The sequence below is a fragment of the Rhizobium grahamii CCGE 502 genome (genome assembly GCF_000298315.2).
GTDB classification, from domain to species: domain Bacteria; phylum Pseudomonadota; class Alphaproteobacteria; order Rhizobiales; family Rhizobiaceae; genus Rhizobium; species Rhizobium grahamii.
This window is the reverse complement of the sequence record NZ_AEYE02000016.1, coordinates 12,050-27,329: the sequence shown is the minus strand read 5'-3', so window position 1 is coordinate 27,329 and position 15,280 is coordinate 12,050. Positions and strand designations below refer to the sequence as shown.

15 protein-coding genes and 2 pseudogenes are annotated in these 15,280 nt (G+C 57.8%); 10 read left to right on the top strand and 7 right to left on the bottom strand.

Going from position 1 to position 15,280, the window contains the following annotated elements; all coding sequences use genetic code 11:
- The first annotated feature begins 39 nt into the window (after positions 1-39).
- The 4 genes and pseudogenes from RGCCGE502_RS16255 to RGCCGE502_RS35320 form a co-directional block, all read left to right on the top strand.
- Positions 40-852: an oxidoreductase gene (locus RGCCGE502_RS16255; protein WP_016555264.1), complete on the top strand. Its 813-nt coding sequence runs from the start codon at positions 40-42 to the stop codon at positions 850-852.
- A gap of 134 nt (positions 853-986) precedes the next feature.
- Positions 987-1,991 (top strand): NADP-dependent oxidoreductase, encoded by a 1,005-nt coding sequence (locus RGCCGE502_RS16250; protein ID WP_016555263.1) that lies wholly within the window; start codon positions 987-989, stop codon positions 1,989-1,991.
- Between the two features lie 58 nt (positions 1,992-2,049).
- The gene (acuI, locus tag RGCCGE502_RS16245) at positions 2,050-3,036 is read left to right on the top strand and encodes an acrylyl-CoA reductase (NADPH) (RefSeq protein ID WP_016555262.1); all 987 of its coding nucleotides are present in this window, start codon (positions 2,050-2,052) and stop codon (positions 3,034-3,036) included.
- A gap of 72 nt (positions 3,037-3,108) precedes the next feature.
- Positions 3,109-3,546 (top strand): annotated as a pseudogene (locus tag RGCCGE502_RS35320) (acetyl-CoA C-acyltransferase); the annotation flags it as partial.
- A gap of 154 nt (positions 3,547-3,700) precedes the next feature.
- On the opposite strand, the gene RGCCGE502_RS16235 reads toward RGCCGE502_RS35320, so the two are convergent.
- Positions 3,701-3,907: a hypothetical protein gene (locus tag RGCCGE502_RS16235; protein WP_016555260.1), complete on the bottom strand. Its 207-nt coding sequence runs from the start codon at positions 3,905-3,907 to the stop codon at positions 3,701-3,703.
- Between the two features lie 447 nt (positions 3,908-4,354).
- Positions 4,355-5,026, bottom strand: a pseudogene (locus tag RGCCGE502_RS16230) (hypothetical protein).
- On the opposite strand from RGCCGE502_RS16230, the gene RGCCGE502_RS37295 reads away from it, so the two are divergent.
- From RGCCGE502_RS37295 to RGCCGE502_RS16205, 5 genes are all read left to right on the top strand, one after another.
- A complete protein-coding gene (locus RGCCGE502_RS37295) occupies positions 5,022-5,552 on the top strand; it encodes a hypothetical protein (protein ID WP_176705702.1) in 531 nt (176 codons plus the stop codon). The pseudogene RGCCGE502_RS16230 and the gene RGCCGE502_RS37295 sit on opposite strands and share 5 nt — an antisense overlap.
- Before the next feature lie 21 nt (positions 5,553-5,573).
- Entirely contained in the window at positions 5,574-6,212 is a 639-nt protein-coding gene (locus RGCCGE502_RS16220) for a glutathione S-transferase family protein (RefSeq protein ID WP_016555256.1), read from the top strand.
- Between the two features lie 422 nt (positions 6,213-6,634).
- Positions 6,635-7,384, top strand: a complete 750-nt coding sequence (locus RGCCGE502_RS16215) for a transporter substrate-binding domain-containing protein (protein WP_016555255.1) — start codon at positions 6,635-6,637, stop codon at positions 7,382-7,384.
- A gap of 47 nt (positions 7,385-7,431) precedes the next feature.
- Positions 7,432-8,754: a GGDEF domain-containing protein gene (locus tag RGCCGE502_RS16210; protein ID WP_016555254.1), complete on the top strand. Its 1,323-nt coding sequence runs from the start codon at positions 7,432-7,434 to the stop codon at positions 8,752-8,754.
- Positions 8,755-9,290: 536 nt separating this feature from the next.
- Entirely contained in the window at positions 9,291-9,779 is a 489-nt protein-coding gene (locus RGCCGE502_RS16205) for an MgtC/SapB family protein (RefSeq protein ID WP_016555253.1), read from the top strand.
- A 540-nt stretch (positions 9,780-10,319) separates the two neighbouring features.
- On the opposite strand, the gene RGCCGE502_RS16195 is transcribed toward RGCCGE502_RS16205, so the two are convergent.
- The 4 genes from RGCCGE502_RS16195 to RGCCGE502_RS16180 all read right to left on the bottom strand — a co-directional run bounded on the left by RGCCGE502_RS16195 (position 10,320) and on the right by RGCCGE502_RS16180 (position 13,857).
- Positions 10,320-11,237, bottom strand: coding sequence for an SDR family NAD(P)-dependent oxidoreductase (locus RGCCGE502_RS16195; RefSeq protein WP_016555251.1), 918 nt, complete (start codon positions 11,235-11,237; stop codon positions 10,320-10,322).
- A 61-nt stretch (positions 11,238-11,298) separates the two neighbouring features.
- Entirely contained in the window at positions 11,299-12,324 is a 1,026-nt protein-coding gene (locus RGCCGE502_RS16190) for a zinc-binding dehydrogenase (protein WP_016555250.1), read from the bottom strand.
- On the bottom strand, positions 12,317-13,408 hold the full coding sequence (locus RGCCGE502_RS16185) for a Gfo/Idh/MocA family protein (RefSeq protein WP_016555249.1): 1,092 nt from the start codon (positions 13,406-13,408) through the stop codon (positions 12,317-12,319). Before RGCCGE502_RS16185 ends, RGCCGE502_RS16190 begins: the two co-directional genes overlap by 8 nt.
- On the bottom strand, positions 13,405-13,857 hold the full coding sequence (locus RGCCGE502_RS16180) for a nuclear transport factor 2 family protein (RefSeq protein ID WP_016555248.1): 453 nt from the start codon (positions 13,855-13,857) through the stop codon (positions 13,405-13,407). The genes RGCCGE502_RS16185 and RGCCGE502_RS16180 overlap by 4 nt, the downstream gene beginning before the upstream one ends.
- A gap of 103 nt (positions 13,858-13,960) precedes the next feature.
- Here RGCCGE502_RS16180 and RGCCGE502_RS34515 point away from each other — a divergent pair, with 103 nt between their 5' ends.
- Positions 13,961-14,926, top strand: a complete 966-nt coding sequence (locus RGCCGE502_RS34515) for an AraC family transcriptional regulator (protein WP_051158686.1) — start codon at positions 13,961-13,963, stop codon at positions 14,924-14,926.
- On the opposite strand, the gene RGCCGE502_RS16170 is transcribed toward RGCCGE502_RS34515, so the two are convergent.
- The gene (locus tag RGCCGE502_RS16170) at positions 14,898-15,278 is read right to left on the bottom strand and encodes a response regulator transcription factor (protein ID WP_016555246.1); all 381 of its coding nucleotides are present in this window, start codon (positions 15,276-15,278) and stop codon (positions 14,898-14,900) included. The genes RGCCGE502_RS34515 and RGCCGE502_RS16170 overlap by 29 nt on opposite strands.
- Positions 15,279-15,280: the final 2 nt, after the last annotated feature.

Genomic DNA, 15,280 nt, shown 5'->3' with positions numbered 1-15,280 from the left:
GCATCTGATAATAATCCACACCAAACGAAAGCTGATGACATGGCCAAGATAAACAATAACGTCGCGCTGGTGACCGGTGCGTCCTCCGGCATCGGATTGGTGACAGCCAAAGCGCTCGCAAAAGCCGGCTACCGTGTGTTCGGAACGAGCCGCAAGCGGGTGGCAAACCCGCAGGGCATTACAATGCTGATCTGCGATGTGACGAATGAAGCCTCGATTCAGGCTTTGATCGCTGAGATCGTCGAACAGGCTGGCGGCATCGACCTCGTCGTTAACAACGCTGGCATAGGCCTACTCGGCGGGGCGGAGGAGTCTTCTATCACCCAGGCTCAGCGCCTGTTTGACGTCAACGTCTTTGGCGTCGCCCGTGTCGTCAACGCCGTGCTGCCGATCATGCGCAAGCAGAAAAGTGGCCGGGTCGTGAACATTAGTTCCATCCTCGGGCTTATTCCGTCTCCGTACAACGCCTTCTATGCCTCGACCAAGCACGCAATAGAAGGCTATTCGGAATCGCTCGATCATGAAGTGCGCGGCTTCGGCATTCGTGTCCTGCTCGTCCAACCAGGCGTGACACGCACCTCCTTTGAAGAGAATCTCACCCGTGCAGACCAGCCGCTTCCAGTCTACCAGGCTGAGCGGGTCCGCAGCGAAAACTTGATGCGCACCTGGGTCGAAAAAGGTGATGATCCGCAGGTCGTGGCCGATATCGTTGTTAAGGCTGCCGCCGCGAAAAGGCCGAAACTTCGCTATTCTGCAGGCAAGCAATCCAGCCAGGTGCGGGCCCTTCGCCGCTACCTTCCGGAAAAGATGATTGACGGTATTTTGCGCAAGTTCAACGGATTTAGCGCCTAAGCCCTTACCACGTTCTCATGACAGCTCGCTGGGCATGGCGAGATTTTCCAGAATTACGCCGACTTCGTGCCGAAGGCCTTGATCTTCCTCGAAGCCTGACAGCCCAGAAAACTTCCAACGGAGAAGAAGACGCCATGAAAGCATTCGTTGTCGATAAATATAAAAAGAAGGAGGCTCTGCGGCTGGCCGAGATGCCGAAGCCCGAGTTGCGGGACGAGGATGTCCTGGTTGAGATTCATGCTACCGCCGTGAACCTCCTAGATTCCAAGATCAGGGATGGAGACTTCAAGCTCTTTCTGCCGTATCGCCGACCCTTCATCCTGGGCCACGATGTCGCGGGGAAAGTAATTCGGGTAGGCTCAAAAGTCACGAAGTTCAAACCGGGCGACGAGGTCTATGCGCGGCCGCGCGATCACCGGGTGGGAACCTTCGCTGAGTTCATTGCCGTCAATTCATCGGACGTGGCGCTGAAGCCTAAGAACCTTAGCATGGAAGAGGCCGCCTCGATCCCATTGGTGGGCCTAACTGCCTGGCAGGCGCTGGTAGAAGTCGGCAGGCTGAAGCCGGGTCAAAAGGTCTTCATTCAAGCCGGGTCCGGCGGTGTCGGGACCTTCGCGATCCAGCTCGCGAAACATCTCGGCGCGACGGTTGCGACGACGACAAGCACGAAGAATGTCGAACTGGTGAAAAGCCTCGGCGCCGATGTGATCATCGACTACAAAACGCAGGATTTCGAAAAGGTCCTTTCCGGCTACGATCTTGTCATCAACAGCCAGGACATCAGGACGCTCGAAAAATCTCTACGCGTTTTGAAGCCAGGCGGCCTCCTCGTCTCGATTTCGGGCCCGCCGGATCCCGAATTCGCCAAGGCACTAGGGTTGAACCTGTTCCTGAAACTGGTGATGCGCCTGCTGAGCCGTGGTGTGCGGAAAAAAGTCAAAAGCCTCGGTATTCGCTATTCATTCCTGTTCATGAAGGCCGAGGGCCAACAGTTGAGCGAGATCGCTTCCCTGATAGAATCGGGCGTGATCCACCCGGTCGTCGACAAGGTTTTACCGTTTGAGAAGACCGGCGATGCTTTGGCCTACGTCGAGACAGGACGCGCAAAAGGCAAGGTCGTCATCACCGTGAAACGATAGCTCCGGCTCTTATTTTCGGCGCTGCCGCCGAGCCCCAGCAATTCCATGAGGACATACAATGACATTCAAGACGCTTCTAGCTACAAAGTCCGACGACAGGATCGAGACCAACCTCATCGATATGGACGAGAGCGACCTCATGCCTGGCGATGTCTCAATCGCGGTCGACTATTCGACAGTCAACTACAAGGATGCGCTGGCGCTTTCCGGACGTGCGGACGTCATCAAGCAGTTTCCGCTGATCCCGGGTATCGACTTCGCCGGCATAGTCGAAGCCTCCTCTCATCCCGGCATTAGCGTCGGAGATCGTGTCGTTGCCAATAGCTGGGGGCTGAGCCAGACCCATCACGGCGGTTACGCTCAAAAGGCGCGGCTGAACGGCGATTGGCTGGTCAAAATCCCTGAACCGCTCACGACCCAGGATGGTATGGCCATCGGAACGGCCGGCTATACGGCGATGCTAAGCGTGCTTGCCCTCGAACATGGCGGCATCACGCCAGATCGGGGTGACATCCTCGTAACCGGCGCCAATGGCGGCGTCGGCTCGATCGCAATCGCGCTGCTGTCTACTCTCGGCTATCGGGTCATTGCCTCCACCGGAAGGCCTGACGAAGCTGGGTATCTTCGAGAGCTCGGTGCGGCGGAAGTCGTCGACCGCAGCACGCTTTCGCAACCGGGTGCGCCGATAGCCAGCGAACGTTGGGCAGGCGCGGTCGACTCCGTTGGGAGCCATACGCTGGTCAACGTTCTCGCGCAGACCAAGTATCGTGGCGTGGTTACCGCTTGCGGCCTGGCTCAGGGCATGGATCTTCCCGGCACAGTCCTGCCTTTCATCCTGCGCAATGTCACGCTTGCCGGCATTGATTCTGTCAACGCGCCGCAAGCGCTCCGCATGGAAGCCTGGTCCCGACTGGCGCGTGACCTCGATCTGAACAAGCTGGCACTGACCACTCGAACGGTGGGTCTTGCCGACGTTCCGGACGTCGTAACCCGGATGTTGGCGGGGAAAGTTCAGGGGCGCACCGTCGTCGACGTCAACGCGTGAGGCCTTCGCCGAAAGCACCGTCGCCTTTGGGCGGTCGTTCGAAGCGCTTCGCAGCCAAGCCACACCGTTATAATCGCATGGATGCGCACGGCCTTTCGGCCCGGAGGCCCGATCACCGCCTGCAACGCGCCGGGGCTGAACAGGGCCGTTGCGGCGATGATCGTCGCCGAACGCGCCGTCGCCGAGGCAAAAGGCATCAGGCCGATCGGCCGGATTGCGGGCTCGCCGGAGTGGAGCCCGGCATGTGTGGGCTGGGTCCCGTTCCTGCGGTGCGCAAGGCATTGGCAAGAGCGCGCTGGAGCCTTTCCGACATCGAGCGCGTCGAGAGCAACGAGGCCTTCGCCGCCGTGCCTATCGCGGTCGCCCGGGAGCTGGGGCTGCTCGGAGGATATAGTCAATGACGAGGGCGGCGCCATCGCCCATGGCCACCCGATCGGCGCAATCGGTGCCATCCTCGTCACTCGGTTCCTACATGCGATGAAGCGGGAAAATCTGCGCCAAAATCGATGAGATCCGGCATCCTCTTTGGCATCATAGCGTTTCTGGTCCGCGGTCCCCTGATATCCCGCCGCATGCTCGGCGTGGTCGGGACTGGCGGCATGACTCTGGAAGCGACTTTCGCGACGTGATGACGGGCTGTGATTGTCTTCGGCCAGTGAGCAATTCACCTTTCCGTTCGCAGGTCGCTGCCGTTCATCAGGTCGACCAGATCCTTCGCCTCGCCTTCCGTCATGCAATCGAGCGGAACGTCGTCGACGATCGCCGGCAACCCGGTGCGTACATCTACAACCGCCCACTTGCCGTTGTAGGAGGTGCTTTCCCTTATCTTATATCTTGGAGTTTGCTGGTCGGCAGCCCTAGTGGCTGACATCGATTGCTCCGGAGGTTGCTGGTTCCACGGCGAAAACTCCCAGTTGCCCGCCGCCCATACACATCGGGACACAGCGACTCTACACCTTTTCGGATGCGTCGATAGTGGACCAAAGTCCGACGATCGACAATGCAACGCCTGTAAATGCTGGTGAGGTGGCCGGCTCGTTTGAGGGTGCATTCTCTCGGAGCCGACCTGACGCTGGCCATGGGGGGCAATGGCCGAACGCTAGACGAAATGTGGGGATTTGGCAGGACCGTTTCCAGCCCTTGCCGTTGATCGATTGTCAGCCTGGCACCGCGCAGGGTTCTGCAAGTGGAGAAGCCTGGCGTGTCGTGTTCCAACGTTACCAGGCTTCTACCGCATCCTCGGGACTGGTGAGGAATGAAGACGTCTCAACGGCATCTCTGCCGATAGCTAGCTGGACCTAAGTCCGTGACACATGACCTACTCCGGCTGTGAGTTTTTCAACGCACCTAGGATTTGATCGATCGTCCCATCTGCCTCGCCGACTCCGAGAATAGCCTTTGCTCGGTCGAGAGCAGCGGGACTCAGCTCGCCGCTTTTCATCGCCGAGGCCAAGGCGTCTTCGAGAGCGTCGTCGCCTAGGACTGGATCATCTGCAGAGGGCTCGGTTCCATTGTCTAATTCGTATTGAGCATAGGCTATCGCGAAGGCCGAAATCGCCGTCATGGGCGGATCGGAGGTGTGCATATAAGCCTTGTAGTTGCGATTTAGCCAGTTCAGCCCAGCAAGTTGTGCCGAAGTATTTGTCTCCCGGGTGACGGAGGTTGCCTTGTCGCTCGTTGATGACTGCGCCTAGCCGCCCGCCTCACTCGACTTCCCCTTGACGCCACTCTGCGACTTGGTGGCACCAGTTTGATCTGAACCGCCGCTCTCGCTATTGCCGTTGCCAGCGCCATGGTTGCCGCTGTTTCCGTGGCCACCGCTGTCGCCACCGCTATTTTCACCGCCGTTGCCCCTCCCATTTCCCCCGTTGCCGCCGCTCTTTGCCAAGGCATTCGTATCGAAGCCACCCGAGACAAACGAACTACCGGCAATCGCGACGGAAAGTACCGCAACGGATGCTAGTGTCAGAATTTGATTCTCCCAATTGATACTGATCGCTCGTGAGGTCGAAGATAGCGTTGGAACCGAACACAAGACGCCGTCGCCATCGTGTCAGATGGTCCTCACCGGTCCCAAGTTGGCGACGCCGGTTCCCTGCCGCGTTGAGTTTCGTGCGATGGCGTACAAAGTGACGCATATTGTCTCGATGGGCGCTTCTGTCGAAACTGAAGTCGAGATCGTCGAGAGGCGTGTGTGCCGCGGTGAGTTCATCATTGCGGAGCAACGATTCCGAATTGAGCAGTTGTCGCAATGCGGCTTGCCGACGCGGGACGCCGAGGACCTGCTCAGGTTGTTTCTAGAACTCCAGCGCCAGCACCTGGCGCATCGTGACCGGCTGATCGGCAAAGGATGGTCCCAGGTGACTATTGCTGCGAAGAAGCACAACAATTGTTGTTTGCCAATTACTGGTGAAAATGTGTTTCCCCAGCCCGGTTTGGCCGTTAAAAAATGGAAATCCGGAGCGGATTCTTGCGTTTGGTTGTCGAAACCGTTTGTCTTCGTTCGTCTTTGCTAAGTGCCCATCCGGAGAAACGTAATGAAGTTGTATTTTAGCCGAAATCCTAATCCGCGCCTTGCTGTCGCCGTCGCGCGGTTTTTGAAAGCAGAGATCGAATTTGAATTTGCCGAGCCAATGGCTCCAGGCCAAGCAGAGCGCTACCTTCCGCTCAACCCCAACCTTCTTTTGCCGATTTTACAGCATAGCGGTAGGACATTGTGGGAGACTGATGCTATTGCCTGCTGGCTCTCTCGACGCGCCGGCTCGAACTTCTGGAGAACCGATGATGATGAGCCGGAGATGATACGCTGGATCAGCTGGGCAAAGGAAAACTTCATGAAGGCATGCGACGCCGTACATTGGGAACGCGGCACAAAGTTGCGGTACGGCATTGGGACCTGTGACCAAGTGATGGTTGAAGAAGGTCTGCGGCAGTTCCACAGGGCCGCAATTATCCTCGACAGCCACCTTTCCGATCGGCGGTGGCTCCTCGGCGAAGCGATTTCCTTTGCCGATTTCCGGATGGCGGCATTCTTGCCCTTCAATGACGCCGCGCGCCTCCCGATTGATGAATACCCGGCCGTAAAACGATGGTCAGACCAGCTCAATTTGATTGAAGCCTGGCGCGATCCGTTCCTCGGACTAAACGCGCCAGATTTGCCACCGCTCGACAGTTGACGATTGAACTGATGGGATAGCGGCACTGACGGGCACATGGCTGCATTCGCGGTCGACATCGTTCGCCGGATGATGGGAGCCCCGAAGGGCGAAGCGGGCTGGATGCGGACGACCGGCGTCGCGCTTTTTTGCAGCATGAACTCACAGATACCGGCCTCGCCATTGGCGGACATTCGAGGACTTCCTGAAGTCTTCCCTCCTTGACGATAGCAAGTCCGGTGGAACCGCGCTCCTCATGATGACCTCGATCGTCTCAAGTCGATCAATGATCGGCACGCCTTGCTTTCCCTTGGTTCGCAACCTTACGGGGTTCTCAGGTTGCTCGCAGTCAAGCCGAGAGCGAACGCAGGAAGATCTTCGTGAGTAAACTCAAGGCTTTGTTTAGATTGGAAACGTATGATCGCCTGTAGAGGAGATCGCCCGTGGTAAAGCTCGCTTTTGCGTTACTCATTTCATATGCCGTCCTGATGCCCGCAATCAGCAGGGCAGAAAGCCTGCGGATAGCCACCGAGGGTGCGTATCCACCCTTCAATTTCGTAAAGAATGGCGAACTCGAGGGCTTCGATGTCGACATCGCAAAAGCGCTATGTGCTAAGATCTCAGTCGAGTGCACGTTCCAGGCGGTGAAGTGGGAGCAAATAATCGACGGCTTGGAGAGCGATCAATACGATCTAGTGGTCGCCAGCATGGCCTATACGAAGGAGCGAGCCGCACGCGTCGAGTTCTCCGCCCCCTACTACCGATCGCACTCCGTGCTGATTGGCGATGAAGAGTACCAAGACAGCTCTCCCGCGGCGTTGGCTGGCGTCCGTATCGCGGCCGAGACGGGAACCATTCAGGCCGACTACCTCAAGCAAGCCTATGGCAAAAGCGCGATCGTTCTTGCCGAGGATCAACCCGCGGCACACCGCCTGCTCATCGAGAAGAAGGTCGACCTCTTGATCGGCGACGCCATCGAGCTGCTGAGCTTCATGGAAACACCCGAGGGGGCGGCGTTCAGCTATGTGGGTGATCCTATCTCCAGCGAATTCTTGCAGAGTTCAGCGCACATCGCAGCGAAGAAGGGCAACGCGGCACTCATCAGCCGTATCAACACCGCACTGAAAGATATCAAACTCGACGGCACCTACGACAAGATAAACGACGCCTACTTCCCGTTCAGCATTTACTGAGAGATGAGATGCTGAGTTCGCGGTCCCAACGGAAATCATCACGGCAAGTGTCGCTGAAGTCCGCCGGTCGGTTTCTACTGATCATTGCAGTCACCTACACATGCGTCGCGGCTGGTTTCACTGCAATCGAACTGAGCAAGATCGAGCGCGAGGCTCAGTTCACGCGCGAAACGCAGATACCTCTCATCCTCTCGCAGACCAGGAATGCCGTAAAAACGGAGCGGCTTGCCTCTCTGATAAGGGCTCTCTATCTCGCGCGGGATAGACGTCTGGAACGGCAGGTGCAATTGCAAATCCAGGCGCTTGCGCAGGGGTTTCCGTTCGAGGCCGGGGCCAATCTCGTCAGCGGTTCGAAGCGGGTTGCGGTGCTGGCAAAGGAGATCGCCGCTGCCCGGCAGCAGGCGCGTGACGCGACCAAGGCCAACGTCGCCCTTTTCACCTACGAGGAAAGGGCGACAACAGCCTACGGCGAGGCGATCAAGATCATCGACGAGATGGCAAAGGAGCTGAGCAGTGACGCAGCCCTTGTTGCCGACAATATCACCGAGGAAATTCAGGCTAGAGCGGCGAGGATACGTTACACTCTTCTGCTCACGGTGCTCGTCCCGGGGGCGTTTTGCGTCATCCTGTTGCTGCTTGCCCGGCGACACCTTGCGAAGCCCATCATGGACGCGATAGCGAACCTTGAGCGTATCAACGGCAGCGGGAACACACTTCCCGCTGGATCGAAGCCTGTAATCACCGAGATAGCGTTGATCGGTGATGCCGTCCATGCTTACGGGGTAACGGCGAGCGAGCTGAGGCGCAAGAATGCTGTCCTTCAAGCGCTAGCAGAGGAAGATCCGCTAACTGGCCTTGCCAATCGGCGGACATTCGAGACTTTTCTGAAATCTTCGCTCCTTGACGATAGCAAGCCCGGCGGAACCGCACTCCTGTTGATCGACCTCGACCATTTCAAGTCGATCAATGATCGGCACGGGCATCAGGTGGGCGATTTGTGCTTGCAAAGTCTCGCACTGATGCTGACCTCCCTCGAGCATCTCTCCAACCCGTTAGCAGCACGTTACGGGGGAGAGGAATTCGTCGTGGTGTATGACGCCGACAGCGAGGAGCAGGCGCTTCTGGATGCGGAATTCCTGTGCCGTAGGATCGCGGCGCTGCGGGTTCCCATTGCAGACGGTCATTTTCTGACGCTGACCGCCAGCATCGGTGTGGCATTTACGATGAGTTCCAAGGATTGCCAACTCAGCGAGGCAATATCGCGGGCGGACAAAGCTCTCTATCTTGCGAAGAGCAGCGGGCGCAACAGAGCGGTCTGTGATAAAGCGATTGCGCGCGGCGAAATAGCGGGCGAAAAGACAACGGACTAAGCGTATGTCCGCCCGGTGACGAGCCGAGCTCCTAGTCGCCAGAGGTCTCCCCAGGCGATGTGACCTTAGGTGGAAGCTCTGGCTGTTCAACGACACTGTCGACGGAGCCATAGATCTTCAACCTCATCGAATTGTCACCCGCCGCGCTCGACGCGTAAATCGTCAGCAACGACCGGTTCGTAGACGAGAGGAGGCTTTCGAGGCACGCAGGCTTTGCCGATCCCGCTGTCCGTGCAGGACCTGGCGTCTATCTTACTCGGGTTTAGTCGGAAGGGAATACCCATCCATTGTCGCCGTTATCGGGCACGCCGAAAGGTCGCGATCTCGAAAAGTTCCGGACATCGTTTAAAGTAGCACTCGCAGCTAAAACCGAGATCTCATGCCCCGACTTCGCCATGCCAGAAAACCCCTCTTACGACTTCCTCGATGGATTCACTGACCCGTTCAATTTCCGTCTTTGTTAAAGTGGTGTGTCGGCATCTTGCCGATAATCTACCGCCGCCCATCTTTCACGGTTTACAATAAAGGAGGAAGAGGTGGCTGAATGGCTTGGCGATATTGGTGTACACATAGACTTGTTGCGGAACCTCACCGTATTGGTCGTTGCCTATATCCTGGCGCTTCCAATAGCCTGGGACCGTGAGCGCAACGAGCGTAGTGCGGGCCTTCGAACTTTTCCGCTCGTCGCGATAGCGGCTTGCGGGTTCATCCAAGCAGCCGAGACCGTGACCAAAGAGAACGCCGAAGCGACGGCCCGTATCGTTGAAGGCATTATCAATGGCGTCGGCTTCATTGGCGGCGGCGCGATCCTAGTCGGCAAGGCAAGTATCCGTGGGACGGCAACCGCAGCGAGTCTTTGGGCAACCGGCGCGATCGGTGCTGCCGTGGGGCTTGGCGCCTACGAGACTGCAGTGGTGCTTTCGATTGCGACGTTCGCAACGCTTCGGGTTATGACGAACTTCAAAGCCGAAGAGAAGGTTGATGTCGATCGTTTAGAAACCACAGGTGCCCCTGAGGATCATTGAGATAAAGAAGCTTCTCGGCTTGATTTGTCGCCCGCTGCCATGCCGCAATCTAGGCTGTGTTGGTTTGCTGCACTCGTGTCGTTGATTTTTCTCGTCATCCATTTGGGTACTCGAGGGGATCTCGATGCGATCGAACACGCCCTTCGGCGGGACGAGCAGTCACTTTTTGCTGGCCCGCACGGCTTCCTCAACGCGGACACGAGGAAGCCATTCTTTTTGAGACTTAGGATTCTATTCCCCATGGCATACCTAATTCATTTGCCATCGAAGGACCTGGAACTTCCACGGCTCACGACCGCTTGCCAATGCTTCACCGGACTGTTGATAGAGGCTTCGAAGAGGCAAGGCGGGCATCTTTCAAATGAGGGCGAGCTTCTTCGATGAGGCCATCTTTCGGTGAAGTGTCGCGCTCGTCAAATGGATGCCTCGATCGCTTCCCGCACTCGATCGTCATTGCAAAGACCTTGATCCCTTGGAGCGCGGTGAGGCTGGATGTCACCCTGACATCCGTTGTCTACAGCACCGCTTGGTCGTCCGAGCTCATACCCCAATCAAGTCAGTCGCCAACTGCCAAAGGCGATCTGCGTTTTCTCCGTCAAGGGAATAAGCGGCCACGCCTTCTAGTTTGCCATCCGGCCTTGCCGGGAGCACAGGTGCAATGTGACAATCATCGAAGTACTGGCCGTTGACACCCTGGACGAGAGGCGATCCCGCCAGGAGTACCGACGTCGACGCGCCTTGTTCCGGCGTTTTGCGTAAATGTTCAGGGGTTCTAAGACCGCCAGTGTGTCGTTGTAGGTTCGTTGCTATCGCTCCCGGATTGAGGGCGTTCGACACGATGCCGTCCGCTTCCCAGCGGCGGGCGATGCCCACGGATAGCAAGATACAGGCCGTTTTAGATTGTGCGTACCCAAGAAGCGGGGTGTAGGGAATGAAACGGAAATGCGGGTCGTCCCAGAAGACCGGTCCGAAGAGACTTCCTGTCGAGCTTACGGACACGACCCGGGAACCTTGGGCTTTTGCCAGATGAGGATGGAGTCCGGTTGTGAGGGCAAAGTGGCCCAGAAAGTTGGTCGCGAACTGCATTTCGCAGCCCTCGGCGGATCGCTCCAGCTCGGGAAGGGCCATGATTCCAGCATTGTTGACGAGAGCATGAAGCGGTTTGTCCCAATCGGCCACGAATTTCCGCACCGACCTTAGGTCGGCTAGGTCGAGCTGTCGCACGTCAATTTGGGGATTCCGCGACTGCTCGCGAAGCGTCAAAGCGAGATCTGCGGCGGCCTCTGGTCTGCGCGCCGCGATTGTCACTGCAGCGCCAGCGGATGCAAGAGCCTTTACGGTTTCGATCCCGATGCCGCTGGCTCCGCCAGTTACTATCATGGTCTTTCCCCTCAGATCGACACCGGAGAGGACCTCCGCCGCTGTCGTGGAGAAGCCAAATGGCAGTATATCAGTCATCGTCGGTCTTTCTTTTCGTTAGTCACTCAAAGCCGGGTTCGGCACAGGTCAAGTAGGGTCCTCACAGGACCAGAACGGGGCGGCCAAGGGTTTCGCCGGCTTCCAGCGCTCGTTGCGCCTCCGCGACACCATCAAAAGACACTACCCTGTCGATGTGTGGTTTCAGGCGGCCGCGATCTGCGAGTTCAGCGATTTCCTTCAAAATGGCCGTCTGTCGGAGACGATGTCCATGGTTCCGGCTGATCTGCGGCAATCCGATGTTGACGAAGCTGATGTCGAGATTTTTCCATTCGGCAGCAGCGTTGCCTCCTGCTGGCCACTCGGAAACAACCGTGTTCACGAGCCTGCCGTACGCTGATGTATGGGCGAAGCTTCTGGCGAAGTTGTCGTGGCCGACAAAGTCGAAGACTACGTCAGCGCCAGGTTCGCCCCTCCAGGTCTCTAGTACTTCCTCGATGTTCTGCGTCCGATAGTTGATGATGAGTTCAGCGCCGAGCTTTCGGACAAGCTCAGCTTTGGCTTTGCTGGACACGGTCGTCGCGATCTTCGCTCCAATCGAGGTCAAATACTGTATCGCGATATGTCCGAGGCCGCCTGCGCCGCCGTGGACGAGGACATGGTCGCCACTGCTGACCTGCCCCTTATCGAAGACGGCCTCCCATGCCGTCAGCCCGACAACAGGCAGTGCCGCCGCCTCTGCGAAGCCCATGCCGGCAGGCTTGAACGTCACGTAATCGGCACGGACCACCTTATATTCGGCATAGCTACCGGGGTTGCCTGCATAGCCGCCGTCCACGTACCAGACTTCATCGCCGGCGCGGACGCTGGTTACGGCCGCGCCCGCTTCCACAATGATGCCGACGCCGTCGATCCCCAGGATTGTCGGCGATGCGCTTTGATCACCCTCAACGTCGTAGACCGCGCCGTTTTTCCGGTTTTGCCAGTCGGCGGGGTTTATGCCTGCCGCCTTGACCTTAACGATGACGTCATGCTCGTCGCGTAGCCCGGGGCGGGTTACGTCTCGAACCTCAAGAACCTCTGGTCCCCCCGGCCGCGTCACAACGAGCGCCCGCATTTTCTCAGACATCGCGACGCTCTCCGTTGCCCGATACTATTGTCTCCAGTACCTGGTGGAGTTTCACGGCGTCTTCGAACGTGGGCGAGAGATTGGTGCCATCCAACATGTCGGATGCGATACGTGAGTATGCGATGCCGACGCTCTGGCTGAAACCTTCGGCGATGCCGAGCGTGTCATAGGTCTGCGGCACCGGCAGTTCGTGCATCTGCTCGTCCCCCTGAGCGCCTCGGACGGCGAATCCGCCCAAGCCAACGTACCCCACCGGACTTGTCAGGATCAGGTCGCCCTTGGTGCCGTTGATCTCCAAATGAAAGTTCGTTCCCCGCGAGAGACCGCCGCGGAAGTGGGCGCTCAACGCGGCCCCGTTCTCCAAAAGGCCGCTGACCACGATCTGGTCGGGTGCGGTGAACGGGACCTGGTTGCCGGTCTCCGCCACGCGGACCATGGGCCGGCTGTTGGACAAAGATCCTCCGACAGATTCCATTCCGGAGCCCAGGGCGAAGAGAGCAGCGTCCAGAGTATGCGCGAACGGGACGTGCAGCATCGACGCTCCGTTCGCCATATCAAGCGTGTAGAGGTAACTCTCGTTGATCTCTTCGCCCCAGATGATCCCCGAACCGATGATGGAGACAGATAGGACCTCGCCGACGTAGCCGTCTCTCACCAAATCCCTGATTAGGCTGATAGCCGGAACGGAGCGCGTCTGAAGCCCGATTGCCGTGAAGGCGTTCTGTTTCTTCGCAAGCGCCAGCATTTTCTCGGCATCGGACAAGTTCATTCCCAAAGGCCACTCCGAAAATACCGCCTTTCCGGCCTCAAGGGCCTTGGTCACAAGCTCAAGGTGATGCGGTACCTTCACGGTCACGACAACGAGATCGACGTTCGGATCGTTCACAAGTTCGTCGGTCGTTGAGTGGCCTCGGTCCGCGCCGAACTTCAGCGCAGATGCCTGCGCGATGTCCTGCTTGTTATGGCTGACGGCTGTTATGCGGAATTGCGGCAGTGTTTTCAGAGCGGGGATATGGGCCGTAGTTGCCCAGCCCTTGTCCGGATGTACGCCTATAATGCCAACTTTGATGGGAGTGGTTGTCATGCCGCGTTCTCCTTCGGCTTGATCTCAAGGATAGTTCGGCGAAGCTCCAGCAGCGCCAGCCGCCACTGCCCGTCCTCCAGCCGCCATGTTTCGTGATAGTGTCCGTAACCGTGCATGGACGCGGGTCGGCCATCATTCCCATCCGGAAAGATCAGGTAGTCTTCCATTGACCACACGGCGCTGATCTCGGTGTCCGACACGATGTCGATCTCGTCGTTGTGGACCTGATGGATCGACCTCACACCGGAGAGGTACGCCCTGGTGACGGCCACCAACTCGTCGACGGCATCGAATTCCGCCAGCAGAACGCCATCCTCTCCAAAGAAGCGGATCGTGGGATTGCTTGCGAACAAGGCTGTGAACTCGACCCATTGATGGGTATCGACATAGCGGCAGTACCGGGCCTTTTGTGTCCGAATGGTATCAGCTAGAGCGAGACGTTTCTGCAATTGGAATCTCCTTTTCGCACCCCCATATAGCGACGGTAGCCAAGAGCCTTCAGTCTCGATCGTCCCAAGTTTTGGCTCGATCGTCCATCATAGGAACATTTAGTTGGACCCCTTGAGTGATATCTTTTCTTCTTTGCGGATCAGGAAGGCGAAGTTCACCACGCTTGACGCGACTGCACCCTGGGGCGTTGTATCGAACGGCGATCCTTCCATCAAATTCGTGCTCGTCGTCCGAGGGTCGGGAGTCCTGACGACTCGAGGAAACCCAGAACCCGTGGCGCTGCGCGCGGGCGACGTATTCATCATGTTCGGAGACGAGCCCTATCGCGTCTACGACCATGAACGGTCCCGTATTGAGGATTGTCTCGATGTCGAAGCGCTAAGGGAAGGTAACCGAATTCAGTTCGGCGGCGGCGGCACGACGACGACATTCATCAGCGGCTTTTTCGAGATCGAGAGGCTTGATGTTCGGCCATTGCTCAACGTTTTGCCGAAGCTCCTTCATTTGAGGTCCGAGCAGAACCGAAGCCGCGCCTTCCAGGCCGTACTCGAGTTATTGGCCGCGGAAGCTGACTCGCCGGGGCTGGGTTCGGACGCTGTGGTGAGACGGCTTTTCGAACTGCTGTTCGTTCACGCTATTCGTGCCTATTCACAGCAATGGGGAACAGCGAAGACAGGTTGGCTAGCTGCGGTCGCAGACAAAAACCTCGCGCTAGCGATGGAGGCGATGCACGCCGACCCTCAGACGCCGTGGACCGTCGATCGGCTGGCCCAGGAGGCCGGCATGTCGCGATCTGCTTTCGCCGCCCGCTTCAAGGACGTCGTTGGTCAGGCTCCGCTTGCGTACCTGACCGAGTGGAGGATTTATCAAGCCGCCCGATTGATCGAAGCAAACGCCAGCAAGATATCGGTGATCGCTCGGCGTGTCGGGTATCAATCCGAAGCTGCTTTCACCAAGGCTTTCAGAAAGGTGCTGGGGCACGCACCGAGCGAGCATAGAAAAAGTGTAATGAGCACTGCCGCCTCCAAGACGTCCGTCTTCAACGAGGAAATGCAAGAAGCCGCGTGATTGCCTGCAACAGCGCCTGGCTGTTGAGTGGCTTGCGCATGAACACCCGGTGATCGTCAGCGCCAACGTACCCTCTGTCCTCGATGTCGGTGCGTCCCGTCATCAATATCATCGGCTTCCCCGGTTCCTGACCGCGTACTGCCTGTTCCAGCTCGAACCCGTCCATGGCCTCCATTTTGATATCGGTGATGACACAATCACAAGTGTTCAGCTCGCCGCTATTCAGGAAAGCGCTCGGCGATCGATAGGTTTTCGCCACGTATCCCACCGATTCCAGAAGCTCCCTCAATCCTTCCAAAACACGTTTGTCATCGTCCACGATCGCAAAGGTATGGCTCGCCTGCGCTATCATTT